Raw genomic sequence first — 25,525 nt, 5'->3', positions numbered from 1 at the left:
TCTCAGGCACGTGTGATGTAGGCATGGATGGCGCGGGCCGACTGCTTGCCGTGCTCCACCGCCTCCACGGTCAGGTCCAGCCCGCCGGCACGGCAGTCGCCGCCGGCCCAGACGCCGGGCAGGTTGGTCTGGCCCTCGGCGTCGGTGGCGATCTTTCCACCGTCCAGCGCGAGGCCGGCCTGTGCCAGCACCGGGTTGCCCAGTTGCTGGCCGATGGCCTTGAACACCAGGTCGGCCTCCCAGCGCAGCTCGCGCCCGGTGGGCTGCAGCCGGCCGTCCACCAATTCCTGCTCGGCAAAGCGCACGGCCCGAACGTGACGACCTTCGTGGCCGTCCTGGCCTTCGATCTCCAGCGGCGAGAGCCAGTGGTGCAGCACCACGCCGTGGGTCTGTGCCCATTCCTGCTCGGCGCGCGAGGCCGACATCTGCTCCGGCCCGCGCCGGTACACCATGTGCACCACGTGCGCGCCGAGCAGCTTGCTCTGCACGGCGGCGTCCACGGCGGTCATGCCCCCGCCGATGACGATCACGCGCCGGCCCATGGGCAGGGTGGACTTGTCGGGCGTCTGGCGCAGCGTGGCAATGAAGTCCACCGCGTCCTGCACACCGGCCAGGTCTTCACCGGGAATGCTCAAGCGCTGCGTGCTGGCCAGGCCCAGACCCAGGAACACGGCGTCGTAGTTCTTGCGCAGGGTTTCGAGCTGCTCGGTGGTCTGCAGCTTCCAGTCGGTGCGCACGCTGATGCCGCCCACGTCCAGCAGCCACTGCACTTCGCGCTGGGCGAAGTTGTCGGGCGTCTTGTAGGCCGCCAGGCCGTATTCGTTCAGACCGCCGGCCTTGGCGCGGGCGTCGAACACCGTCACCGTGTGGCCCAGGCGCGCCAGCGTGTGGGCGCAGGCCAGGCCGGCGGGGCCGGCGCCCACCACTGCCACGGTCTTGCCGGTGTCCGGGGCGCGGGTGAAGAGCTGGGGCCGGTCGCTTTCCATCAGGGCGTCCACGGCGTGGCGCTGCAGCCGGCCAATGGCCACGGGCTGGCCCTGCTGCGTGTTGCGCACGCAGACGGCCTCGCACAGGTTCTCGGTCGGGCAGACCCGGGCGCACATGCCGCCCAGGGGGTTGCTCTCCAGAATGGTGCGGGCTGCACCACGCAGGTTCTCGTCGGCAATGCGCCGGATGAAGCTGGGCACATCGATGCCGGTGGGGCAGGCCGTGGCGCAGGGGGCGTCAAAGCAGTAGAGGCAGCGCTCGGCTTCCAGCAGGGCCTGCGTGTGGGTCAGGCGGGGCGTGGCGTCGGCAAAGGCGGTGGCGTAGGCGTCGGCGGGCAGGCGCGCGGGGCGGACGTCGGGTAGGGGCGAGGTGGACACGGGTGCACTCCTGTTCAAAAACTGACCGTTTAGTCAACTTCTGAAAAGAATGCTAGCAAGTGTGATGCCAGTCTGTATCTAGGGGTTTGTCCGCAGGGTCCGGCCCGGCGGCGGCGCTCACTGGGGGCGGGCGGCCTGCACCAGCCACTGGGCAAACTGCTGCAGCGCCGGCTTGGGCTGCACGCCTTCGGGTTGCACCAGGTAGTAGTGGCGTTCGCCGGGCTGGGGCAGCGGGTTGGCAATGACGAGTTCGCCGCGCGCCAGTTCAGCCTCGATCAGCAGCGGAGGAATTAGCGCCACGCCCAGGCCCTGGGCCGCGGCGGCGGCCGTCATGGAAAACTGTTCGTAGCGCGGCCCCGCCAGGGCGGCGGGGGTGGCCATGTCGCCCTCCAGCCCGGCGGCCTCGAACCACTGGCGCCAGGCGTCGGCCCGGGTGCTCTGCTGCAGCAGGGTCTGCTGCGCCAGTTCGGCCGGGCTCCAGTGGCTGCGCCCGCCCAGCAGGGCGGGGGCGCACACCGGCAGCACCACTTCGGGCATGAGCTGCAGCAGCCGGGTGCCGGCCCAGTGGGCCATCTGCTGCGCGGTGCCGGCGTGCAGGGCGGCGTCCACCTCGGTGTCGGCAAACAGGAAGGGGCGGGTGCGGGTTTCGATGTGGATGAGCACGTCGGGGTGGGCGCGGTTGAAGTCGCCCAGCCGGGGAATCAGCCAGCGCGCCGCCAGCGTGGGCACCGCCGCCAGGGTGATGGCGCCGCCGGCCCCCTGGCCCGACATGGCGTCCAGCGTGTCGCGCTCCAGCGCCTGCAGGCGCGGCGCAATCTGGCGGGCGTACTGGCTGCCGGCCTCGGTCAGCGCCACGCCGTGGCGGGTGCGGCGAAACAGGGGCACGCCCAGGTAGCCTTCCAGCGCAGCAATCTGCCGTGAAATGGCGCTTTGCGTCAGTGCCAGCTCCTGGGCGGCGCGGGTGTAGCTCTGGTGGCGGGCGGCGCTGTCAAAGCAGGCCAGCGCCTGCAGGGAAGGGATTTTTCTGCGCATGGTGTGCCCAATATACACAAATCCCGGGTTTGTTGGGCGGTTTGTGTGCTCCTGAATTGATAGCTATCTACGCAATGAATACAGCCAATAAACTCACTATTTGTACTAAAAATAGAGTGTGTTGTTGGGTTTTATACATGCAGTAAACGCATATCTGGTTGCCAATAAGTCGTTTGCCAAGGCGGGGTGCCTGGGACTACCATGGCTTCCAGTCGGGTTGGAAAGGCGTTGCCTGTGCACCGCGCAGTCCGCTCGTTCGGCTTGTTTACCCCTTTACCTGGAGATTTCCCATGGCCCACGCATCGTTCAACTGGCAAGACCCGTTTTTGCTCGACAGCCAACTCACCGACGACGAGCGCATGATCAAGGAGGCCGCCGCGGCCTACAGCCAGGACAAGCTGCTGCCCCGCGTGACCCAGGCGTTCCGCGACGGCACGACCGACCCGGCCATCTTCCGCGAGATGGGTGAACTCGGCCTGCTGGGCCCCACGATCCCCGAGCAGTACGGCGGCCCCGGCCTGAACTACGTGGCCTACGGCCTGATCGCCCGCGAAGTCGAGCGCGTGGACAGCGGCTACCGCTCCATGATGAGCGTGCAGAGCTCGCTGGTGATGGTGCCGATTTTCGAGTTCGGCACCGAGGCGCAGAAACAGAAGTACCTGCCCAAGCTGGCCACTGGCGAATACATCGGGTGCTTCGGCCTGACCGAGCCCGACCACGGTTCCGACCCCGGCTCCATGGCCACCCGCGCCCACAAGGTGGCCGGCGGCTACCAGCTCAAGGGCTCCAAGATGTGGATCTCCAACAGCCCCATCGCCGACGTGTTCGTCGTCTGGGCCAAGGAAGTGTCCGAGAGCGGCCAGGTCGGCCCCATTCGCGGCTTCGTGCTGGAAAAGGGCATGAAGGGTCTGTCGGCTCCCGCCATCCACGGCAAGGTGGGCCTGCGTGCCTCCATCACCGGTGAGATCGTCATGGACGGCGTGTTCTGCTCCGAAGAAAACGCCTTCCCCGAGGTGCAGGGCCTGAAAGGCCCGTTCACCTGCCTCAACAGCGCCCGCTACGGCATTGCCTGGGGCGCGCTGGGTGCCGCCGAGGACTGCTGGACGCGCGCGCGCCAGTACGTGCTGGACCGCAAGCAGTTCGGCCGCCCCCTGGCCGCCAACCAGCTGATCCAGAAGAAGCTGGCCGACATGCAGACCGAAATTGCGCTGGGCCTGCAGGGCTGCCTGCGCCTGGGCCGCATGAAGGACGAGGGCACGGCCTCCGTCGAGATCACCTCCATCCTCAAGCGCAACAGCTGCGGCAAGTCGCTGGACATTGCCCGCCTGGCGCGCGACATGATGGGCGGCAACGGCATCAGCGACGAGTTCGGCGTGGCCCGCCACCTGGTGAACTTGGAAGTGGTGAACACCTACGAAGGCACGCATGACATCCACGCCCTCATCTTGGGTCGGGCGCAGACGGGGATTGCGGCGTTCGGTAATTGAATTGCTGTTAAATGGGTGGGTAACGTCGGCTGGGGGTGTGGCGGCGGCCTCACGGTGCCAAATGCGCACAAATCGGCCGCCACCCCACCCCCAACCGACGCCGGGTATGTATTTGGAACGCCGCCGTCCGTAACTTCCCTTTTCGCCGGGGTGGGGTAGTCCGGGGGCCGATTTGTGCGCATTTGGCACCATGAGGCCCCCGGACTGCTCCACCCCGGCAGGCACAACATCGGAAACAAGTGAGCCGTATATGAGTGAAAAACCCGCTGCCCTTGCGCACCTCAAAGTCCTGGACCTGTCGCGCGTGCTCGCCGGTCCCTGGTGCACCCAGATCCTGGCCGACCTGGGCGCCGACGTGGTCAAGGTCGAGCGCCCCGGCGAGGGCGACGACACGCGCCACTGGGGGCCTCCGTTTCTGAAGGACGCGCAGGGCAACGACACCGCGCACGCCACCTACTTCACCGCCTGCAACCGCAACAAGCGCTCCATCACCATCGACATCGCCAAGCCCGAAGGCCAGGCGCTGGTCCGCCAGATGGCAGCGCACAGCGACGTGTTGGTGGAGAACTTCAAGGTCGGCGGGCTGAAACACTACGGGTTGGACTACGCCAGCCTGCAGGCCATCAACCCGCGCCTGATCTACTGCTCCATCACCGGCTTCGGCCAGACCGGCCCCTACGCGCCGCGCGCCGGCTACGACCTGATGATCCAGGCCATGACCGGCATGATGAGCATCACCGGCCGCCCGGACGACGTGCCCGGTGGCGGCCCGCAGCGCGTGGGTGTGGCGCTGACCGACCTGTTCACCGGCGTGTATGCCTCCACCGCCATCCTGGCCGCCATCGAGGCGCGCCACCGCACCGGCCTGGGCCAGCACATCGACATGGCGCTGCTGGACGTGGGCATGGCCATCCTGGCCAATCAGGCAGGGGGGTTCCTCAACACCGGCAAGGTGCCGCAGCGCCAGGGCAACAGCCACCCCAGCCTGGCGCCGTACCAGGACTTTGACACGCTCGACGGCGCCATGCTGCTGGCCATTGGCAACGACGGCCAGTTTGCGCGCTTCTGCCAGGTGGCCGGCCACCCCGAGTGGGCGGCGGACGCCCGCTACGCCACCAACACCGACCGCGTGCGCCACCGCGAAACGCTGATTCCGGCCATGCTGGAGGTGACGCGCACGCGCACCACGGCGCAGTGGATTGCGCTGCTGGAAGACAAGGCCGTGCCCTGCGGCCCCATCAACGACATGGGCCAGGCTTTTGCCGATGCCCAGGTACAGGCCCGCAATTTAGTGGTAAATCAGTCGCTGGCGCCCGCAGCTGTTGCGCAGACAGCTATTGAATCCATAGCAACGGTGGCCAGCCCGCTGCGCCTGGGCGATGCGCCGCCGGTGCTGCGCAACGCCCCGCCCATGCTGGGCGAGCACACGGCCGAGGTGCTGGGGGAGCTGGGACTGGACGCCGACGGCATTGCCGCGCTGCGCCAGGCCGGCGTGGTCTAGGGCTGCACGGCTCAGGCCGGGCGGCCCAGCTCTTCCCAGCGCTCCAGCGCGGCCATCAGTTCGTCGTCGATCTGCGCGGTGCGGCTGGACAGCTCCAGCGCCCGCGCGTTGTCGCTGGCAAACAGGCTGCCGTCGGCCAGGGCCTCGGCAATGGATTGTTGTTCCGCTTCCAGCGCGGCAATGCGCTCCGGCAGGCCGTCGAGCTCACGCTGTTCCTTGAAGCTGAGCTTTTTGGTCTTGGCCGCAGGCGCTGCCACGGGCGTGCTGGCGCTCACCTGGGCGGTGGCCTGCTCCTGCTTCTGCAGCTGCTCGCGCTCGTAGTTGAAGGGCTTGGCCGTAGCCTTGCCGGCGGCCGCGTTGATGGCGTTGGCGCGCTTGGTCTGGATCAGCCAGTCGCTCACGCCGCCTTCGTATTCGCGCCATTTGGCGTCGCCCTCGTAGGCAATCGTGCTGGTGACCACGTTGTCCAGGAAGGTCCGGTCGTGGCTGACCAGGAACACCGTGCCGTCGTAGCTTTGCAGCAGATCTTCCAGCAGCTCCAGGGTGTCAATGTCCAGGTCGTTGGTGGGTTCGTCCAGCACCAGCACGTTGGCCGGGCGGGCAAACAGGCGCGCCAGCAGCAGGCGGTTGCGCTCGCCACCGGAGAGTGACCGCACGGGCGAGTTGGCGCGGGCCGGCGAGAACAGGAAGTCGGCCAGGTAGCTCTTGCGGTGCTTCTTCTGGTTGCCGATCTCGATCCACTCGGAGCCGGGGCTGATGAAGTCTTCCAGCGTGGCGTCCAGGTCCAGCGCGTTGCGCATCTGGTCGAAGTAGGCCACCGTCACATTCGCGCCCAGGCGCACCGTGCCCCACGGGCTGTGGCCGGGTTCGGGCTTGGGGGCGTTGGCGGGGGCCGGGTCGGGTTTGAGCTCGCCCAAAATGAGCTTGAGCAGGGTGGTCTTGCCGGCGCCGTTGGGCCCCAGGAGGCCGATCTTGTCACCGCGCAGGATGGTAGCGCTGAAGTTGTCGACGATCTTGCGCTCGCCAAAGGTCTTGCTGACGTGGACCATCTCGGAGACCAGCTTGCCGCTCTTGTCGCCGCTGTTCACGTCCATGTTGACGCTGCCGACCACGTCGCGGCGGGCTTCGCGGTTGGCGCGCAGCTCGTTGAGGCGGTTGATGCGGGCGGTCGCGCGGGTGCGGCGGGCTTCCACGCCCTTGCGGATCCACACCTCTTCCTGCGCCAGCAGCTTGTCGGCCTTGGCGTTGATGATGGCTTCCTGCGCCAGCTGCTCTTCCTTCTGCACCAGGTAGGCGGCAAAGTTGCCGGGGTAGCTCATGAGCTTGCCGCGGTCCAGCTCCACGATGCGGGTGGCCACGTTGTCCAGGAAGGAGCGGTCGTGGGTGATGGTGATGATCGATCCCTTGAAGTCCACCAGCAGGCCTTCGAGCCATTCGATGGAGTCCAGATCCAGGTGGTTGGTGGGCTCGTCCAGCAGCAGCACATCGGGCTGCGCCACCAGTGCCTGAGCCAGCGCCACACGCTTCTTGGTGCCGCCGGAGAGGGTGCTGACGATGGCGTCGGGGTTCAGGTGCAGGCGTTGCAGGGTCTCGCTCACCCGTTGCTCCCAGTTCCAGCCGTCCAGGGTCTCAATCTCGCTTTGCATGGCGTCCAGGTCGCCGTGACCCAGGCAATACTCTTCAATCAGGCCGATGACCCGCTCCAGGCCTGCCCGGACAGCCATGAAAACCGTCGCATTGGCGTCCAGCTGGGGCTCCTGCGCCACGTAGGCCACGCGGGTGTTGCTCTGCACCTGCAGGGTGCCGTCGTCGGGCTTTTCCATACCCGCCAGGATTTTCAGGAGCGAGGATTTTCCGGCGCCGTTGCGGCCAATCAGGCCGACGCGCTCTCCGGGTTCGAGGGAAAAACCAGCGTGGTCGAGCAGGGGGACGTGCCCAAACGCCAGCTGGGCGTCAAGTAAGGTAATCAGTGCCATGTGGCACCGATTATCCCTTGTCGCCCTGATCCGCGGCGGCCTTGTAGGATCAACCCATTGCGGTCGCTTTTACTTCGGGCATGTTCAATCACGCATTCAACCATTCGCTCAGGCTGCTGTTCACCCGGCGCTTTGGCACCTTCTGGTTCGCCAGTCTGCTGTCCAACATCGGCACCTGGGCGCAGCAGGTGGCCCAGCCCTGGTTGCTGCTCAGTCTGGGGGCGTCGCCTTTTCTGCTGGGGCTGGACAACTTCGCCATGGGCGCCCCGGTGCTGCTGCTGACCCTGGTTGGCGGGGCGATGGCAGATGGCGGGGACCGCCGGCGCATCATCGTGATGTTCCAGTCGGTCCAGATGCTGTGCCCGATTGTGCTGGTGGGCTTGTTGCTGGCGGGCAGGGTGCAGCCCTGGATCGTGATCCTGCTGTCGCTGGTGGTGGGCGTTACGGACGCGCTGTCCATGCCGTCGTTCCAGTCGATTGTTCCGTCCATCGTCAGGCGTGAACAGATTCCTTCGGCCATTGCCCTGAACTCCACGCAGTTCAACCTGTCGCGCATTCTGGGGCCGGCCATTGCCGGGGTGCTGATGGCCAGTGTGGGCGCGGTGGGCGCCTTTGCCGTCAGCGCGGCGTCGTATGTGCCGTTCATTGTGGTTGCCATGTGGGTGCTGCCGCGGGTGGTCACTACGGCTTCCCTGCGCCAGGGGCTGGACCACCGCAGGCTCGTGGCCAGCGTGAAGGAAATCGTGCACGAGCCCATGCTGCGTGGCGCCTTGCAGACGGTCCTGACCAGCGCTTTTTTGTGTGCTCCGCTGATCACGTTTTGCCCGGTTCTGGTGAAAGAGGTTCTGCAGGGCGATGTGGGGCAGTTCAGTCTCACGATGGGGGCCTTTGGCGTTGGGGGGCTGCTCGGTGCGATTGGGTTGCTGGCCGTCGACCCGGACAAGGACCGTCGGTCCTTGAGCTCGGCATTCGCACTGGTCTTCGGCGTGGTGGTGGTGCTCGCGGCACTCAACCGCTGGTCATGGGGCCTGCCGGTTCTTCTTGCGCTGGCCGGTGTGTCCATGACTGCCAGCAACGCGTCGGCCAATGCCCTGCTGCAGTCGGCGGCACCCGAGCGCATCCGCGGGCAAACCGTGAGCCTGTTCATGCTGGCCATGCGCGGTGGCCTTGCGCTGGGCGCCTTGGTGACCGGGGTGTCCGTCAATTTTCTGGGAGTGCGCGAGGCGCTGGTGATCAACGGCGTGTTGGCGGTACTGGTGCACCTGTCGGCCCGCTCCGCATGGTTGCGTGCGCCACTGCCGAAACCGGCAGCGTGAAGTGCCTGACGGCCTTGCAACGCGTAGGTTGGCAAGGCCGTCGGTAGCGCCAGCGGTGGTTACCGGCTGCTCGGGAACGCGAACACCGAGCCTTCGCGCACGCCGGCGGACGGCCAGCGCTGGGTGATGGTCTTGCGCTTGGTGTAGAAGCGCACCGCGTCGGGGCCGTAGGCCGAGAGATCGCCAAACAGGCTGCGCTTCCAGCCGCCAAACGAGTGGTAGGCCACGGGCACGGGCAGGGGCACGTTCACGCCCACCATGCCGACCTGGATGTTGTCGGTGAAGTAGCGGGCAGCCTCGCCGTCGCGGGTGAAGATGCAGGTGCCGTTGCCGTACTCGTGGGCGTCGATCAGGTCCATGCCTTCCTGCAGCGTCTTCACGCGCACCACGCCCAGCACCGGGCCGAAGATTTCTTCCTGGTAGATCACCATGCCTGGCTTGACGTTGTCGAACAGGCAGGGGCCCAGGAAGTAGCCGTCCGCGTGGCCGGCCACCTTGAGGCCGCGGCCATCCACCACCAGGGTGGCGCCTTCCTTCACGCCCCGGTCCACGTAGCCGCGCACCTTCTCGAAGTGGGCCTTGGTGACCAGCGGGCCCATGTCCATGCCGGGCGCAGTGCCGGGGCCGACCTGCATCTTGGCAATTTCGGTCTTCAGGCCGGCAATCACGGCGTCGGCCACGGCGTCGCCCACGGCCACCACCAGCGGAATGGCCATGCAGCGCTCGCCGCAGGAGCCGTAGGCCGCGCCCATCAGCGCGTTGACGGCGTTGGGCACGTCGGCGTCGGGCATGACCACGGCGTGGTTCTTGGCGCCGCCCAGGGCCTGCACCCGCTTGCCGTGGGCGCAGCCGGTGGCGTAGATGTATTCGGCAATGGGGGTGGAGCCGACAAAGCTCACGGCCTTGACGCGCGGATCGGTCAGCAGGGTGTCCACGGCCACCTTGTCGCCGTTGACCACGTTGAGCACGCCAGCGGGCAGGCCGGCTTCCAGCGCCAGCTGGGCGATGCGCAGCGTGCTGCTGGGGTCGCGCTCAGAGGGCTTCAGGACAAAGGTGTTGCCGCAGGCCACGGCCATGGGCCACATCCACAGCGGCACCATGGCCGGGAAGTTGAAGGGGGTGATGCCGGCGGTCACGCCCAGCGCCTGGAATTCGCTCCAGCTGTCGATGGCCGGGCCGGCATTCTTGCTGTGTTCGCCCTTGAGCAGCTCGGGGGCGTAGCTGGCGTATTCCACGTTCTCGATGCCGCGCTGCAGCTCGCCCATGGCGTCGGACAGCACCTTGCCGTGTTCGGCGGTGATCAGGGCGGCCAACTCGTCGGCGTGCTCTTCCAGCAGGTTCTTGAGCTTGCTCATGACCCGCGCGCGCTTGAGCGGCGGGGTGTTGCGCCACGCCGGGTAGGCCGCCTGGGCCGAGGCAATGGCCTGCTCGACCGTGGCTTTCTCGGCCAGCAGCACGCGCTTTTCGGCCTGGCCGGTGGCGGGGTTGAAAACGTCTTGGGCGCGGCTGTCCGGGGTGACGATCTTGCCGTCGATCAGGTGGCCAATGGCGGGGAGCTGGGACATGGGTGTCGGTCTTTCAGGAAGGGGTGCCGGGCGGTCAGGCCGTGGCGTTCAGGGCTTCGCCCAGGGCGTTGATCAGGCTGTCGATTTCCGATTTTTCGATGATGAAGGGTGGGGCCAGTTGGATGGTATCGCCACCGTAGCGTACATAAAAGCCCTTATCCAGGCATTTCATGGCGATTTCATATGGCCGCTTGGCGGGCTCGCCGGGCACGGCGGCAATGGTGAAGCCGGCGGCCAGGCCGTAGTTGCGGATGTCCACCACATGCTTGGCGCCGCGCAGGCTGTGCACGGCCTGCTCGAAATAGGGCGCCAGGCTGGCGGCGCGCTCCACCATGTTTTCCTTCACCAGCACGTCCAGCGCGGCAATGCCGGCGGCGCAGGCCATGGGGTGGGCCGAGTAGGTGTAGCCGTGGGGGAATTCGACCAGGTACTCGGGGCCGCCCTGCTCCATGAAGGTGTCGTAGATTTCCTTCTTGGCCACCACGGCGCCCAGGGGCTGCGCGCCGTTGGTGATCTGCTTGGCCAGGTTCATGATGTCGGGCGTCACGCCAAAGGCGGCTGCGCCGGTGTAGGCGCCGCAGCGGCCAAAACCGGTGATGACTTCGTCAAAAATCAGCAGGATGTTGTTGGCCGTGCAGATCTCGCGCAGGCGCTGCAGGTAGCCCACCGGCGGGATGACGACGCCGGCCGAGCCCGAGAACGGCTCGACGATGACGGCGGCGATGTTGGAGGCGTCGTGCAGCGCAATCAGGCGGGTCAGCTCGTCGGCCAGATCGGCCCCGGTGGGTGGCATGCCCTTGTGGAAGGCGCCGGCTGCCGGCTGGGTGTGGGGCAGGTGGTCGGCCTCAATGCCCTGGCCAAAGGTCTTGCGGTTGCCGCCAATGCCGCCGACCGAGATGCCGCCGAAGTTCACGCCGTGGTAGCCCTTCTCTCGGCCGATCAGCCGGGTCTTGGTGCCCATGCCCTTGGCGCGCCAGTAGGCGCGGGCCATCTTGAGCGAGGTGTCGGCCGACTCGGAGCCGGAGCCGGTGAAGAACACGTGGTCCAGCCCCGCCGGGGTGAGGTCGCGGATCTTGTTGGCCAGCGCAAACGACAGCGGGTGGCCGAACTGGAAGGCGGGGGCGTAGTCCAGCGTGGCAATCTGGCGGCTCACCGCTTCGGTGATTTCGGGGCGGGCGTGGCCCAGGCCGCAGCACCACAGGCCCGAGAGGCCGTCGAGCACCTTGCGGCCGTTGCTGTCGGTGTAGTAGGCGCCTTCGGCGCTGACCAGCATGCGCGAACCCTGGGCGGCCTGCGCCTTGAAGTTGCGGTTGCCGGTAAAGGGCATCCAGTGCGCGTCCAGCCAAGCGGCGTCGCGGGGGTAGGCGCTGGTGCTGGTGACGGCGGGTGACGCGGCGGTGTCGTTGAGCTTCATGGCAACTCCAGGTGGGCCCGCTGGGCGGGTGGGGCAAATGGACAAACAGGAAAGCGGATTGTCAGCCGCTCTGTTACTCTTATAAAGTCACAAATATCGCTATTTAGTTGCCAGTTTATGCAAACAAAGAACCGCGCCGTGCTGGGCCAGATCAGCGACATGGACCTGCGCCTGCTGCGGGTGTTTCGCGCCGTGGTGGACTGCGGCGGCATGGCGGCGGCGGAGCTGGAGCTCAACATCGGCACCTCCACCGTGAGCCGCCACATCAAGGACCTGGAAACCCGTCTGGGCCTGACGCTGTGCCGGCGCGGGCGGGCTGGCTTTGCCCTGACCCCGGAAGGCGAGAAGATTTACGCCGAATCGGCGCGCCTGCTGGCCTCCACCGACGCCTTTCGCGCCAGCGTGGACGAAATCCACCGCCGCATGGGGGGGCAGCTGCACATCGCCGTGTTTGACAAGACGGCCAGCAACCCGCACGCCCACATCGCCCAGGCCATTGCCCTGTTCACGCAGCAGGCGCCCGATGTGGCGCTGAACCTGCACGTGGCCACCCTGACGGCCATCGAGCGCGGGGTGCTCGACGGTCAGTACCAGATTGGCATCATCCCCGGCCACCGCAGCTCCGACCTGCTGGAGTACACGCCCCTGTTCGACGAAGCCATGTCGCTGTACTGCGGCCAGAGCCACCCCTTGTACCGGGAGGAGCCGGTGCCCCTGAACTGGGACAGCCTGCGCGAGCAGCGTTTTGCCGGTCTGGGCTACCACTCCCCCAACATGGACGTGACGCAGCGCGCGCGCCTGCCGCGCAGCGCCACGGGTTTTGACCAGGAGTCCATCGCCACCCTGATCCTGTCGGGCCAGTTCCTGGGCTTCCTGCCGGACCACTACGCCGAGAGCTTTGTGCGGGCCGGCCAGATGCGGGCCATCCAGCCCGAGGTCCTGCGCTACGACTGCCAGTTCTTCGCCATCACCCGCCGCTCGCCGCAACCGGCGCGGGCGACGCGGGCGTTTCAGGCGTGCCTGGCGCAGGCCCACCCGGCGGCATAGCGGCGCCGGGGAGGTCCGGCAGCGGCTCGTAGCCGAACAGGTAGGGCACCACGCGGTAGCCCAGCAGCATGCCACCCTTGTCTGGGGTGGCGCTCAGGCGCTCGTAGTCCTGCGGGCTCAGCGGCTTGTGCTTGGCAAAGTCGCGGCGGCGGTTGAACACGCCGTGGCGCCACTGGAATACCTCACTGAGTTTTTCCTGGTAGCTGTAGTAGTGGTTGTTGTCGTTGTAGTAGTCGTCAAACCGGTTGCGCCCCAGGTAGATGGCGTTGGAGCCTTCATAGCCGGTGCGCTGGTAGGTCTGGGCGTCGGTGTTGAGCAGGTAGATCCAGTCGCCGGGGACGAAGTTGTCGGAGGCCACGCCCTCCACCATGCGCAGCAGCTTGCCGGGGCGTTGCAGTTCCTCGGCCTCGAAGTCGGGCTCGAAGCTCCACATGCGCCCAGGCTCCACGTCCACCAGGGGCTCCTGGTCGGCCAGCAGGCGCTGCGCCACGCGTTGTGCCGTCTGGGGGTCGTTCTTGATGCGGCGGTAGTAGTCCAGCGTGCCCTGGGCGAACACGATCTTGGTGGCGGTGTAGCAGCCGATGCTGTACTTGTCCTGCTGGAAAAACAGGTCGTTCAGGGCCTCGTGCAACGCCACGTCGGGCAGGGGGGTTCCCTGGTGCCAGTAGCGGGTGTTCCATTCGGCGGCGTCGCCGTCGGGCCAGCCCCAGTGCAGGACTTCGGCCCACATTACGGTCGTCTGGCGCACGCCCACATGGTCGATCAGGGCCTGCACGTCACAGGCCTGCTCCCGGAACTCGGTCAGGCGGCCGGGGTGCAGCAGGGCCAGCACGATTTCCTTGCGCGACACGGTTTTCAGCGGGCGCGTTTCCTGGTCGCTGACGGGAACCTGCACCTCTTCGTCCTGGATGGCCAGCTCCGGGCGCCAGGCCAGGTACAGGGTGCGGGTGTTCTCGCCCGTGCCGGCCAGCGCGTAGGTGACCTGCCCGCGGGGCCGGTCCACGTGCACCTGGACCAGGTGCGCGGGAATGCCGAGTTCCAGGAGGTAGTGCGCCATGGCCGCGCGCAGCGGCTCCAGCCGGTCCGGGGCGCAGGTGTAGCGCACGCCGTAGGCCGGCGTGCCGGGGGCCTCCTGTGCCTGCGCACCGGCGGCGCCGACCAGGGTTAACAGGGACACCCACAGGGCGGTGAACAAGGTGTGCGGGTGCGCCGCAGAAAATCCGGTCAAATCGATACTCCGCCCGCCACGCGGACCGATCCGCGGTGGCTCAAAAAAAAGAAACCATCCGTGCGATGGTTTCCGCCGAGCATACCTGCTCGGCACCGGGGTCGGACCCCGGCGAGGCGGGTGCGGGCGCTTACACCCCGTAGAAGCTGAACGCCATCTCGGGTCGGCGTCCGCTGACCAGCTCGGCCAAGGCCTTGCCGGAGCCGGCGCCGTGCGTCCAGCCCAGCGTGCCGTGGCCGGCGTTGACCCACAGCCCGGCCACCCGGGTCTTGCCGATGTAGGGGATGTTGGTGGGCGTGGCCGGGCGCAGACCGGTCCAGAAGTTGGGGGCACCGCCCTGCTCGGCACTGCGGGTGTCGCACACGCCCGGAAACACCTCTTCCACCCGACGGGCCAGCATGGCGCAGCGCGCCTGGGCCAGTGGCGTGTCCAGCGACAGATCGTAGCCTCCGACCTCGATGGTGCCGGCAATGCGCAGCGTGTCGCCCAGACGGCTCATGGCACATTTGACCGAGTCATCGAGCAGGCTGACCTGCGGCGCCTGTTCCGGCTTGAGGATCCGGAAGGTGGCGCTGTAGCCTTTGCCGGGGTAGATGGGCAGGTCCACGCCCACGATGCGCAGCAGCGGCGCCGTGTAGGAGCCGCAGGCCACCACCACCTGGTCGGCCTGAAGCCGCTCTGCTTTTTGGGTGCCTTTTGGGCCTGCAGCCTCCGTACCGATTGCGCGGACAGCTACGGATTTGATAGCGCCACCGACCACTTCCAGCCCCTCGATGCCGTGGTTGTAGCGGAACTGCACGCCGCGCGCGGCGCAGCGCCGGGCCAACTCCTGGGTGAACACGCGGGCGTCGCCGGACTCGTCGCTGGGAGTGAAGGTGCCGCCGACGATGTGGTCCGCAAACGGGCGGAAGGCGGGTTCGATGCGCAGCAGCGCGTCGCGGCTCACCACCTGGCGGTTCACGCCGTACTTGCGCATCAGCGCGGCGGCGTCGCCGGCGGTATCGAAGGATTTCTGGTCCGTGTAGTAGTGGGCAATGCCACGCTCCAGGCGCTGGTAGGTGATGCCGGTGTTGGCCACGATGTCCTTCAGCGCGGTGTGGCTGTAGGCGCCCAGGGCCACCAGCTGCTGCACGTTGCGCTCGAACGCGCCGTCGTTGCAGTTGGCCAAAAATTGCAGGCCCCAGCGCCATTGCTGCCAGCCCTCGCCCAGCGGCAGCTGGGGGCGAAACAGCAGGGGCGCTTCCTTGCTGAACATCCACTTCAGCGCCTTGAGCGGCGCGTCGCGATTGGCCCAGGGTTCGCAGTAGCTCACCGAAATCTGGGCCGCATTGGCAAAGCTGGTTTCCAGTGCGGCGTCGGCCTGGCGGTCCACGACCGTGACCTCATGTCCGTGTTCGGCCAGATGCCATGCCGTGCTGATGCCAATGATGCCTGCGCCCAAAACTAAGATTTTCATGGGGCAGAGTGTCGTGGAATTGGCGTTGCAGTAAAAGCTGAATTACAGAGTTTGCTAAAACATTAGTTTTGCTAATAATCTGGCCATGCGAACATTTGACGCCGATGCCCTGGAATGCCTGGCCGCCATCGTGGAAGAGGGCGGTTTCGAGCGCGCGGCCGTGCGCCTGTCGGTCACCCAGTCGGCCGTGTCGCAGCGCCTGCGCGCGCTGGAAGCCCAGGTGGGCACCGTGCTGCTGGTGCGCAGCCGCCCGGTGCGGCCCACGGCGGCCGGCCGGCTGCTCATCAAGCACGCCATGCAGATGCGCCTGTTGCGCGCCGACCTGGAAACCGACCTGCAGGACCTGGCCCCCGGTGCCGGCGCCACGCACGAGGAAGACCGCATCTCCATCGCCATCAATGCCGACAGCATTGCCACCTGGGCCTTGCCGGCCCTGGGGCCGCTGGTGGCAGAGGGGCTGCCGCTGGAAATCATTGCCGACGACCAGGACTTCACCCACGAGTGGCTGCGCGAGGGCCAGGTGCTGGGTTGCGTTACCACGCTCAGGCAGGCCCTGCGCGGTTGCAAGGTGTTGCCGCTGGGCGCCATGCCCTACGTGGCCGTGGCCAGCGCCGCCTACGCCGCCGCCCACTGCCCCCAGGGGCTGACGCAGCACAACTTCCGCCAAGTGCCGTTCATTGCCTTCAACCGCAAGGACGATCTGCAGACCGAGTTTGTCGGCCGTGCCTGTGGCTTGCGCCGCGTGGCCCTGAGCCAGCGCTTTGTCCCCAGTTCCGAAGGCCAGGTGCGTGCTGCGCTGGCGGGCTGGGGCGCCACCGTGGTGCCGCTCTTGCAGGTGCGCGGGCTGCTGGAGCGCGGCGAGCTGGTCAACCTGGCGCCGCAGACGACCCTGCCCGTGGCCCTGTACTGGCACTGCTGGAATCTGGATTCGGTGGTGATCGACCGGCTCACCGCGGCGCTGGCCACCGCTGCCGCGCAGGCGCTGGCCCCCCCGGCAGCGGCCGGCCGGTGAGGCAGCGGGTCGGCAGGGCCCTGGCTGTGCGTCAGCGCACCAGCAGCACCGGTACCTTGCAGTGGGCCAGCACCTGTGTGGCCACCGAGCCCATGACCAGGTTGACCATGGCACCGTGGCCGTGGGAGCCCATCACCACCAGGTCGAATTTGCCGTCGGTTGCCGCCTTGGCAATGGAGGTTCCGGCCGGGCCGACCTTCCAGCTGCTCTTGGCGTCGATGCCATGGCGCAGCAGGAACTTGGTCACCGGAGCGAGCACCTTCTCGCACTCATCGACGTAGTACTGGTCCACGATTTCCTTGCCCACGGCGGCGCGGGCGCGCGGCGGCAGGGCGGGCTGGGCGGTGAACACGGTGTAGGTGTTGTCCGGGTTGAGCAGGGTCTCGTGCGTGCTCAGGTAAGCCAGCATTTTTTTGCTGTAGGCGCTGCCGTCAACGGCCAGAAGAATCTTCATGCTGCACTCCTCTCCATGTGGAGCCACCAGTGTAACGAAGCGCCGGACTGCGGGGCTGGCCTATGCGCCGCGGGGCGCCAGCTCGATCACCATCTCGGGCTGAAACGCGGTCTGCTCGTTCTTGCGTGCGTACCCCAGCGGGTTGGCCACCACGCGGCAGCCGTTGCGGGTGTAGTCGCTGGGAGCATGCAGATGGCCGTGCAGCCAGAGCTGTGCCTGGGGCAGCAGGACGTCCAGCGCATTGCAGAAACCGGCCGTGCCGGGCGTGAGGCCGTAGCGCGGATCGGCGCTGTGCAGACTGGGTGCGAAGTGGGTCACCACCACGGTGGTGCCGGCGAATGGCTCAGCCAGGGCGTTGCGCAGCCACGCCTGGCACACCAGCGCTTGCTCCCGTACGCCTTCGGCCAGCAGGGGCTCGGCGTGGCGGGTGGCCAGGGTCTTGCGCAGGTAGTAGTTGGCGGCGCGGTAGGCCCGCTCGCGGGCCTTGAGCTGCTGTGCCAGCACGTTGATGGCATGGTTGACGCCGGGCTGCACTGCAATGCTGGCTGCGGTGGGGCCCAGCGCGTCGAAGTCGGTCCACAGGGTGGTGCCGATGAACCGCACGCCGGCCAGCACCAGGGTCTCGCGCTCCAGCCACAGAATGCCCAGGCGCTCGCAGGTGGCCCGCAGGCGGACGTGCGCCTCGTCGAAATCCAACGCGTCGTACTCGTGGTTGCCGGGCACAAAAATCACCGGGGTCGGCCACCCCGCGCGCGGGGAAAATAGGCCCAGGCCAAAGTCGGCATCGGCCAGCTGGGAGCCCTGCTGGTACGAGCCAATGTCGCCGGCCAGCACCAGCACGTCGGCGTCGGGTGCGGGTTGGGGTACCCAGTGCGGGTGGGCTTCCAGGTGTAGGTCGGACAGAAGCTGGATTTTCATGGGGGGAATGCCTGGGTGGCCAGTGCCGCCACCTGCGCGCGCAGCCAGGCGTGGGAGCTGGAGTTGTCGTGGCGCAGATGCCACAGCGCGTCCACGTGGATGGGCGGCGCGGTAAAGGGCAGTTCGCGCAGGACGAGCTGGTCGGCAAAGCCGGTGACGTTGACGAAGTGCCGCGGCAGCACGGTGAGCAGGTCGGAACTGGCCACCACCTTGCCGGCGGTGAAAAACTGGTTGACCGTCAGCACCACGCGCCGGGTGCGCCCCAGGGCGGCCACCGCCTCATCGATGAAGCCGAAGGCCCGGCCCGAGAAACTCACCAGCATGTGGCGGGCGGCGCAGTAGCGGTCCAGCGTGAGCGGGCCCTGGGCCAGCGGGTGCCCGCGGCGCATGACGCACACGTAGTCGCCGGTAAACAGGCGGTGGTGCAGGAACGCCACCGTTTCGCCGGACTGGGCCCGGGCGGTCAGGTCGGCCATGGCAGCCGGGAAGTTGCCGATGGCGAGGTCGGCAAGGCCTTCGTCCAGCAGGTGGCGCGGGTCGCGGGTGGTCAATGGCACCACGCGCAGGGAGATGTCCGGCGCCTGCATGGCAATGAGCTGCACCAGTGCGGGCATCAGTTCGGCGGCAGTGGCGTCGGCCATGGTCAGCACGAAGGTGGTGTTGGCGCTGGCGGGGGTGAAGGTGTCGGGCGCCAGGGCGGCCTGCAGGCGTTGCAGTGTGTCGCGCACGGCCGGCCACAGCGCCTGACCTCGGGGGGTGGGTTCCAGTTTGCGCCCCTTGCGCACCAGCAGTTCGTCGTCCAGCGCCTCGCGCAGGCGGCGCAGCGCGTTGCTGACGGCCGGCTGGGTCAGCGCCAGCTGCTGGGCGGCCCGGGTCAGGCTGCGCTCGGACATGACCACGTCAAAGACCTTGAGCAGGTTCAGATCGAGGGTGCGCAGGGAGGTCAGGGGCATGGCGCATCATAAATCCTGTGAATACCAAACATCACCAACATAAAGTTGAACCGTATGAGTGTTAACCCTAGTATGGGAGCACGTTTGTCCGTAACCTCTTCACGGGGGTTGTTCAGGGAGCTTGTCATGACCCGTTTTGTTCCTTCCTATTACGCTTCGCCGGCCGTTGCCGCACCGCGTCCCGAGGCCGTTGTGTCCCGGCGCCGTGTGGAGTCGGGGCTGGATGCCTCCCGTCCGCTGGCCGGAATGCTGCTGGCCGCGGTGGTCGCGGCCTTGCTGGTGGTGGCGGACCGTTTGATCGATACCTGGTCCTCCGGCAATGTGCTGGTGGTCTGGGTGGCTTCGTGGACGGTGGTTTTTGCGGCTCTGGCCGTGCTGGCGTCGTCCCTGCGGCGGCTGGCCAACACCGGGGCGATGATGCTGTCCCAGTGGAACCGTGCCCGCCTGCAGCGTCGCGCCGAGGCCGCCATGTGGCAGCATGCCCAGGGCGACTACCGCGTGCTGGCCGAGATCCAGATGGCCCGGCTGCGCAACGAACGCTGAGTCGCACCCGCCAGCCCGGGCATCCTGTGTGCCGGTAAGCGGCACAAAAAAAAGCCACCGGTCCGGTGGCTTTTTTGTTGTCTGGTCCGCGGGGCGGATCAGGCGGTCAGGCGCTGTTCCAGCTGGGCCTTGGTGGTTACCAGTTCCTGGGGCAGGTGGTAGGCCAGTTGGGCGAAGTGCTCGGTGTGCAGGGCGAATTCGGCCTTCCAGGCGTCCTTGTCCAGGCTGGTCACGCTGGCGAACTGGGCTTCGCTGAAGTCCAGGCCGGTCCAGTTGATTTCGCCGTAGGTGGGGCTGATGCCGAAACCGTTTTCGGCGCCTTTGGCGGAGCCTTCGATGCGGTCGATCATCCACTTCAGCACGCGCATGTTGTCGCCGTAGCCGGGCCAGACGAACTTGCCGTCGGCGCCCTTGCGGAACCAGTTCACGCAGAAGATCTTGGGCAGGGTGTGGCCCATGCTTTCGAGCTTGTGCTCCATGTCCAGCCAGTGCTGGAAGTAGTCGCTCATGTTGTAGCCGCAGAACGGCAGCATGGCGAAGGGGTCGCGGCGCACCACGCCCTGGGCGCCAAAGGCGGCGGCGGTGGTTTCGGAACCCATGGTGGCGGCCATGTAAACGCCCTCCATCCAAGTGCGGGCCTCGGTCACCAGCGGCACGGTGGTGGAGCGGCGGCCGCCGAAGATGAAGGCATCAATGGCCACGCCGCCGGCATCGTCCCACTGGGGGTCGAGCGCGGGGTTGTTGGTGGCGGCCACGGTGAAGCGCGAGTTGGGGTGGGCGGCCTTGGCGCCGGTTTCCTTGGCAATGGCCGGCGTCCAGTCCTTGCCCTGCCAGTCGATCAGGTGGTCGGGGATGACGCCAGTGTCCTTTTCCATGCCTTCCCACCACACGTCGCCGTCATCGGTCAAGGCCACGTTGGTGAAGATCACGTCCTTGTCCAGGCTGCGCATGCAGTTGGGGTTGGTGTGCATGTTGGTGCCGGGGGCCACGCCGAAGTAGCCGGCTTCGGGGTTGATGGCGTACATCTTGCCGTCAGCATGGGGCTTGATCCAGGCGATGTCGTCACCGATGGTGGTGACCTTCCAGCCCTTGAACGCGGCTTCCGGCGGCACCAGCATGGAGAAATTGGTCTTGCCACAGGCGCTGGGGAAGGCGGCTGCCACGTGGTACTTCTTGCCTTGGGGGTTGGTCACGCCCAGGATGAGCATGTGCTCGGCCAGCCAGCCCTGGTCGCGGCCCATGTTGGAGGCGATGCGCAGGGCCAGGCACTTCTTGCCCAGCAGGGCGTTGCCGCCGTAGCCGGAGCCGTAGGACCAGATTTCGCGGGTTTCGGGGTAGTGGACGATGTACTTGACCTTGGGGTTGCAGGGCCAGCTGGTGGTGTCCTTCTCGCCGGCGGCCAGGGGCGCGCCCACGGTGTGCATGCAGGGCACGAACTCGCCGTCCACGCCCAGCACGTCGTACACGGCCTTGCCCATGCGGGTCATGATCTTCTGGTTGGTCGCCACGTAGGCGCTGTCGGTCAACTCAATGCCGATGTGGGCAATGTGCGAACCCAGGGGGCCCATGGAGAAGGGCACCACATACATGGTGCGTCCGGCCATGCAGCCGTCAAACAGGGCTTTTTCGCCATCCTTGCCGGTTTGCAGGATCTTGCGCATGTCAGCCGGGGCCATCCAGTTGTTGGTGGGGCCGGCATTTTCCTTCTGCTCGCTGCAGATGTAGGTGCGGTCTTCCACGCGGGCCACGTCCGATGGGTCGGAGCAGGCCAAGAAACTGTTGGGGCGCTTGGCCGGGTTGAGTTTCTTGAAGGTGCCGGCATCCACCAGTTGCTGGCACAGGCGCTGGTACTCTTCCTCGGAGCCGTCGCACCAGTGGATGGCGGCGGGCTTGCACAGGGCCACCATGTCGGCGACCCAGGCAATGACCTTGGGATTCTTGATATAGCTGGGCGTATTCAGGTTCAGGCCCTGCATCACGGGTGAGTTCATAGAAAGCTCCTAGTTTGAAAATCGTCTTTTCAAAATGAAAGCGGAACTTTGATTTTGAGAAAACGGCTTGCCGTCAAACCATGCCGGGCGCCGTTACGCCAACCGGGATGGCCATTTTAAGAACAGGTACCGCAGTTACATGCCCATTACCCCGAAAAGTTATGCAAAACCCGCATGAGGTTATGCGTGGCGGTCAAAGGGCGGATTAGGCGAGTGCCGCTAGGGCGTGGCGCGTTGTGACGGCGCGCCACCCGCGGCGGACAGCCGTGGACACCCCGGGGCCGGGCGTGGGCGGGTCTACGGGGCTAGGGGATTTGCCTGGTCGCGCAGCAACCCGCCAGTGACGGGCGGCAACCAAGGGGAAATACAGGAGGGGCGCCTTAGGTCACCGCCAGGGGCGGTGGGCGCCGGGCCGGTTTTAGGCCATGGAGACGGCGATAAACGCCAACAGGAAGATCAGCACGCCGCCCACAACGGGCAACACCAGCGGCATCAACGGCACAATGGCTTCAACGGCATCGGCTTGGTCAGCGTGGGTGGCGGGAGCGGACATGGTGTTTCCTTCTGGTATCAGTGGTTTTGCGGCTGATTCTACCCAGAAGGCAAAAAGGCTGCGCGGGGTGGGTCAAACCCGCTGGGCATCAAACCCGGCCTGCCGCAGCACGGCCAGAAGGTCCTCCACATGGGCGTGGCCCCGGGCCTGCACCACCAGTTCAATTTCCACGTTCTGGGCCGACAGCGCGGTAAAGGCCCGCTGGTGGTGGACTTCGTCGATGTTGGCACCCGCTTCGGCCACCATGGCCGTGATGCGCGCCAGCGAGCCCGGCACATCGCGGGCGCCCACGCGGATGCGGGCCAGCCGGCCGGCACGCACCATGCCGCGTCCGATGATGGCCGCCAGCAGCATGGGGTCGATGTTGCCGCCACACAGCACCAGACCGACGCGCTTGCCCCGAAAGCGATCCGGGTGTTTCAGCAGGGCCGCCAGGCCGACGGCGCCGGCACCTTCGACCACGGTTTTCTCCACTTCCAGCAGCATGACCAGCGCCTGCTCGATGTCACCCTCGTCCACCAGTAGCATGTCATCCACCCGGCGGGTCACGATGTCCAGCGGAATGCGTCCGGGGGTGCCCACCGCAATGCCCTCGGCGATGGTGCTGTGGCCCTGCGGGTGGTGGGTGCCTTTGACGGCGTTGAACATGGCGGGAAAACGCACCGTCTGCACACCCACCACTTCCATCGCCGGGCGCAAGGCCTTGGCCACTGTGGCCATGCCGGCAATCAGGCCGCCACCGCCCACGGCCACGATCAGGGTGTCCAGGTCGGGCACCTGCTGCAGCATTTCCAGCGCCACCGTGCCCTGGCCAGCCACGATGGCCGCGTCGTCGTAGGGGTGGATGAAAGTGAGCTGCTGCTGCTCGGCCAGCGCCAAGGCGTGGTTGCGGGCTTCGTCCAGTGTGTCGCCGTGCAGGATGACCTCGGCGCCAAAGCCGCGTGTGCGTTCCACCTTGACACCCGGTGTGAAGCGCGGCATGACGATGACCGCGCGCAGCCCCAGCCGCTGGGCATGGTAAGCCACCCCTTGTGCATGGTTGCCAGCGCTCATGGCGATGACGCCGCGTGCAGACTGCTCCGGCGTGAGCTGGGCCAGCTTGTTGCAGGCACCCCGTTCCTTGAAGGAGGCGGTGAACTGCAGGTTCTCGAACTTCAGGAAGACCTGGGCTCCGGTGATGTCGGACAGGGTCTGCGAGGCCACGCAGGGCGTTTGCAGCAGGTGGCCGTGCAGGCGCTGGGCCGCAGCGGTGATGTCGGGGTATTCAACCATGGGCGCATTGTCATCCGTTTTGCACGAATTTTCCCGGCGAGGCTTCCATCTTGCGCCGGTCTGCAGTATGGTGAACCCTGCACACCCCTGTGCCGGAGGCGTTTGATGGCCAAGCGTTCGCTGTCCCAGCCCCTGAACGGGCACCTGATTCCCTCGCCGGGCCTGCTGGAGGCGCCGGTGCTGGACCTGATGTGTTCGCATTTCATTCTTACCCTGGCGGCGCGCCAGGGCGCCGGCCTGAACGTGCGCCGGGACTTCAATGGCATCGTGGGCCTGGCCGGCCGGCACCTGGTGTGGCCGGTGTCGGTACTGGCCCGCCTGCGTGAATTCCTGGGGCGGCGTTGCGCCGGCAATGAACTCTGGCGCGGGCACGACGCGTTGGACGCGGCGGAATTCCTGGGCCGTTACGGCGTCTGGCATGGCCCGTACGACGAGGCCACGCTGTATTTTTTCCTGGATGAATACGCCAAAGACCAGCCCAAGGATCTGATTGCGGTGCTGACGGTAACCGGCGAGTGGCTGCGCCATGCGCTCAAGCGCCAGTCCACGCTGGTGGAGAAAAACATCAACGCTCTGGCGGGGCTGCTGCAGCTCAACAAGGCCGAGCGTGCCTTGCTGCTGTACGGCACGCTGGCCCGCTACCAGCGTGACATGCGCTCAATCCTGGTCGAGTTCAAGGTGAACAATGCACCGGAGGCCTATGCCGCGATTGCCGAGGTCGCCGGTGTCAACCCCGAGCAGGTGGCCGAGGCCCTGCGCGCCGGCTCCCGGCTGGAGCGCATCGGGCTGGTGGAAAACCTGATTTCCGAGCACAACATCACCGACTTGGCCGACCTGATGAAGGTCAGCGAGAAACTGCCACCGGTGCTGATGCGCGCCTACCGCGACCAGGCCGAGTTGATGGCGGTGTTCACCCGCCTGTCCAGCAAGAGTCCGCTGGGGCTGGACGATTTCGCCTTTGTGGCCGAAGATGCCCGGGTGCTGTGCGCCCTGCTGGCCAACGCCGTGGCGCGCCAGGAGGTGGGGATCAATGTGCTGCTGTATGGCCCGCCCGGCACTGGCAAGACCGAACTGGCCAAGGTGGTGGCGCAGGCGGCCGGGCTGGAGTTGTTCGAGGTCGAGTACGCCGACCGCGACGGCAACTCCCTGAGCGGCCGCGACCGCTACCGTTCGCTGCAGATCGCCCAGGTGTTCCTCAAGGGGAGTGCTCAGGCGGCCCTGCTGTTTGACGAGGTGGAGGACGTGTTCCCGCCCCTGACCAGTGAGGCGGCGCACCGCATGGCCCGCGCCGATGCCACGGCCGCGCCGCCCAACAGCAGTGTCAGCGGCAAGGCCTGGGTCAACCAGGTGCTGGAATCGAACGCCGTGCCCACCATCTGGGTCACCAACCAGATCGAGCAGATCGACCCGGCCTTTCGCCGCCGCTTTGCCTACCACCTCGAACTCAAGTCGCCGCCACCGGGTGCGCGCGAGGCCTTGGTGCGCAAGACCCTGGCCGGAGTGGCGGTGTCCGATGCGTTTGTGGCCCGCCTGACCCGCCGCAAGGGCCTGACGCCGGCGCAAATCCAGACGGCGGCGCGTTTTGCCGGACTGGCCGCTCCCGGTGCACCGGAGGGCGGGGAGGAGCCGGGTCTGGAGGCCTTGATCGAGCGGCAACTCCGCAATGCAGACCTGGCCCTGGGCAACCGGGCACTGGATGCCGGGCGTCCGCCTGCCGTCACCCGGTACGACCTGGGGCTGCTCCATGTGGAAAGCCGTTTCGAGATTGGTCGCATGGTGCAGGCGCTGCAGGCGCGCGGTCACGGTACCCTGTGCTTCTACGGTCCGCCAGGAACCGGGAAAACCGCACTGGCCGAGCACATTGCCACGGCGCTGGGCCAGACCCTGATGGTGCGCCAGGCCAGCGACCTGATGAGCAAGTATGTTGGGGAAACCGAGCAGAACATGGCCGCCATGTTCCGGGACGCGGAGGCCGAGAACGCCGTGCTGCTGCTGGACGAAGCCGACAGTTTCCTGCAGGACCGCCGTGGCGCGCAGCGCAGCTACGAGGTATCCGAGGTCAACGAGATGCTGCAAGGCATGGAGCGTTTTCGCGGCATCTTCATCTGCACCACCAACCTGATGGACCGCCTGGACCAGGCGGCGCTGCGCCGCTTCACATTCAAGATCCAGTTCAAGCCGCTGACCCGGACACAGCGCGAAGCCGTGTTCGTGGCGGAAGCCTGCGCGGGCGATGCCGGCCGGCTGCAGCCCGCGCTGCAAACCCGGCTGGCTGCCCTGGACCAGCTGTGCCTGGGCGACTTTGCGGCCGTGCGGCGCCAGGCCGTGATTCTGGACACGCCGCTGGAGCCGGGCGAGTTTCTGGAACAGCTGGAGGCGGAACACCGCATCAAGCCCGAGGTGCGGGAGGTGCGCGGCATGGGCTTTCTGGGCTGATCTTTTC

The 25,525-nt window shown here is 66.8% G+C and carries 20 protein-coding genes; 7 read left to right on the top strand and 13 right to left on the bottom strand.

Going from position 1 to position 25,525, the window contains the following annotated elements; genetic code table 11:
• Positions 1-2 precede the first annotated feature (2 nt).
• On the bottom strand, positions 3-1,364 hold the full coding sequence (locus AC1Q5W_RS10915; RefSeq protein ID WP_492644619.1) for an NAD(P)-dependent oxidoreductase: 1,362 nt from the start codon (positions 1,362-1,364) through the stop codon (positions 3-5).
• 117 nt (positions 1,365-1,481) lie between these two features.
• On the bottom strand, positions 1,482-2,396 hold the full coding sequence (locus tag AC1Q5W_RS10910) for a LysR substrate-binding domain-containing protein (RefSeq protein WP_492644620.1): 915 nt from the start codon (positions 2,394-2,396) through the stop codon (positions 1,482-1,484).
• 290 nt (positions 2,397-2,686) lie between these two features.
• Here AC1Q5W_RS10910 and AC1Q5W_RS10905 point away from each other — a divergent pair, with 290 nt between their 5' ends.
• On the top strand, positions 2,687-3,883 hold the full coding sequence (locus AC1Q5W_RS10905) for an acyl-CoA dehydrogenase (RefSeq protein WP_492644621.1): 1,197 nt from the start codon (positions 2,687-2,689) through the stop codon (positions 3,881-3,883).
• 250 nt (positions 3,884-4,133) lie between these two features.
• Positions 4,134-5,384 carry a CaiB/BaiF CoA transferase family protein gene (locus AC1Q5W_RS10900; RefSeq protein ID WP_492644622.1) on the top strand — a complete coding sequence of 417 codons (1,251 nt, stop codon included), beginning with the start codon at positions 4,134-4,136 and terminating at the stop codon, positions 5,382-5,384.
• An 11-nt stretch (positions 5,385-5,395) separates the two neighbouring features.
• Here the strand turns inward: AC1Q5W_RS10900 and AC1Q5W_RS10895 are convergent, their stop codons facing one another.
• Entirely contained in the window at positions 5,396-7,360 is a 1,965-nt protein-coding gene (locus tag AC1Q5W_RS10895; RefSeq protein ID WP_492644623.1) for an ATP-binding cassette domain-containing protein, read from the bottom strand.
• An 80-nt stretch (positions 7,361-7,440) separates the two neighbouring features.
• Here AC1Q5W_RS10895 and AC1Q5W_RS10890 point away from each other — a divergent pair, with 80 nt between their 5' ends.
• Entirely contained in the window at positions 7,441-8,676 is a 1,236-nt protein-coding gene (locus tag AC1Q5W_RS10890; protein ID WP_492644624.1) for an MFS transporter, read from the top strand.
• Between the two features lie 59 nt (positions 8,677-8,735).
• Here the strand turns inward: AC1Q5W_RS10890 and AC1Q5W_RS10885 are convergent, their stop codons facing one another.
• Positions 8,736-10,241 (bottom strand): CoA-acylating methylmalonate-semialdehyde dehydrogenase, encoded by a 1,506-nt coding sequence (locus AC1Q5W_RS10885; RefSeq protein WP_492644625.1) that lies wholly within the window; start codon positions 10,239-10,241, stop codon positions 8,736-8,738.
• A gap of 34 nt (positions 10,242-10,275) precedes the next feature.
• Positions 10,276-11,655, bottom strand: a complete 1,380-nt coding sequence (gene aptA / locus AC1Q5W_RS10880; protein WP_492644626.1) for an omega-aminotransferase AptA — start codon at positions 11,653-11,655, stop codon at positions 10,276-10,278.
• 117 nt (positions 11,656-11,772) lie between these two features.
• On the opposite strand from aptA, the gene AC1Q5W_RS10875 reads away from it, so the two are divergent.
• Positions 11,773-12,702 carry a LysR family transcriptional regulator gene (locus AC1Q5W_RS10875; RefSeq protein WP_492644627.1) on the top strand — a complete coding sequence of 310 codons (930 nt, stop codon included), beginning with the start codon at positions 11,773-11,775 and terminating at the stop codon, positions 12,700-12,702.
• Here AC1Q5W_RS10875 and AC1Q5W_RS10870 read toward each other — a convergent pair.
• Positions 12,623-13,930, bottom strand: a complete 1,308-nt coding sequence (locus AC1Q5W_RS10870) for a hypothetical protein (RefSeq protein WP_492644628.1) — start codon at positions 13,928-13,930, stop codon at positions 12,623-12,625. The genes AC1Q5W_RS10875 and AC1Q5W_RS10870 overlap by 80 nt on opposite strands.
• Before the next feature lie 130 nt (positions 13,931-14,060).
• The gene (locus AC1Q5W_RS10865; protein ID WP_492644629.1) at positions 14,061-15,386 is read right to left on the bottom strand and encodes a D-amino acid dehydrogenase; all 1,326 of its coding nucleotides are present in this window, start codon (positions 15,384-15,386) and stop codon (positions 14,061-14,063) included.
• A gap of 85 nt (positions 15,387-15,471) precedes the next feature.
• On the opposite strand from AC1Q5W_RS10865, the gene AC1Q5W_RS10860 reads away from it, so the two are divergent.
• Complete coding sequence (locus tag AC1Q5W_RS10860; RefSeq protein WP_492644630.1) at positions 15,472-16,398, top strand: LysR family transcriptional regulator ArgP; 927 nt, start codon at positions 15,472-15,474, stop codon at positions 16,396-16,398.
• A gap of 31 nt (positions 16,399-16,429) precedes the next feature.
• Here AC1Q5W_RS10860 and AC1Q5W_RS10855 read toward each other — a convergent pair whose 3' ends face one another.
• From AC1Q5W_RS10855 to AC1Q5W_RS10845, 3 genes are read right to left on the bottom strand one after another with little or no spacing between them, the layout of a single operon-like run.
• Entirely contained in the window at positions 16,430-16,852 is a 423-nt protein-coding gene (locus AC1Q5W_RS10855; protein WP_492644631.1) for a universal stress protein, read from the bottom strand.
• A gap of 60 nt (positions 16,853-16,912) precedes the next feature.
• Positions 16,913-17,770 (bottom strand): metallophosphoesterase, encoded by an 858-nt coding sequence (locus tag AC1Q5W_RS10850; RefSeq protein WP_492644632.1) that lies wholly within the window; start codon positions 17,768-17,770, stop codon positions 16,913-16,915.
• Entirely contained in the window at positions 17,767-18,723 is a 957-nt protein-coding gene (locus tag AC1Q5W_RS10845) for a LysR family transcriptional regulator (protein ID WP_492644633.1), read from the bottom strand. Before AC1Q5W_RS10845 ends, AC1Q5W_RS10850 begins: the two co-directional genes overlap by 4 nt.
• A 126-nt stretch (positions 18,724-18,849) precedes the next feature.
• Between AC1Q5W_RS10845 and AC1Q5W_RS10840 the strand changes: the two genes are divergently transcribed.
• On the top strand, positions 18,850-19,266 hold the full coding sequence (locus AC1Q5W_RS10840; RefSeq protein WP_492644634.1) for a hypothetical protein: 417 nt from the start codon (positions 18,850-18,852) through the stop codon (positions 19,264-19,266).
• A gap of 98 nt (positions 19,267-19,364) precedes the next feature.
• Here the strand turns inward: AC1Q5W_RS10840 and AC1Q5W_RS10835 are convergent, their stop codons facing one another.
• The 3 genes from AC1Q5W_RS10835 to AC1Q5W_RS10825 form a co-directional block, all read right to left on the bottom strand.
• On the bottom strand, positions 19,365-21,257 hold the full coding sequence (locus AC1Q5W_RS10835) for a phosphoenolpyruvate carboxykinase (GTP) (protein ID WP_492644635.1): 1,893 nt from the start codon (positions 21,255-21,257) through the stop codon (positions 19,365-19,367).
• Positions 21,258-21,675: 418 nt separating this feature from the next.
• Positions 21,676-21,810 (bottom strand): hypothetical protein, encoded by a 135-nt coding sequence (locus AC1Q5W_RS10830; protein ID WP_492644636.1) that lies wholly within the window; start codon positions 21,808-21,810, stop codon positions 21,676-21,678.
• Positions 21,811-21,882: 72 nt separating this feature from the next.
• Positions 21,883-23,283, bottom strand: a complete 1,401-nt coding sequence (locus AC1Q5W_RS10825) for a threonine ammonia-lyase (protein WP_492644637.1) — start codon at positions 23,281-23,283, stop codon at positions 21,883-21,885.
• Here AC1Q5W_RS10825 and AC1Q5W_RS10820 point away from each other — a divergent pair.
• Positions 23,188-25,518, top strand: a complete 2,331-nt coding sequence (locus AC1Q5W_RS10820; RefSeq protein ID WP_492644638.1) for an ATP-binding protein — start codon at positions 23,188-23,190, stop codon at positions 25,516-25,518. The genes AC1Q5W_RS10825 and AC1Q5W_RS10820 overlap by 96 nt on opposite strands.
• The last annotated feature ends 7 nt before the right edge of the window (positions 25,519-25,525 follow it).

The sequence above is a fragment of the Rhodoferax sp. MLSD5-FHT05B10 genome (assembly GCF_058793415.1).
This window is presented reverse-complemented; position numbering and strand designations above follow the sequence as displayed.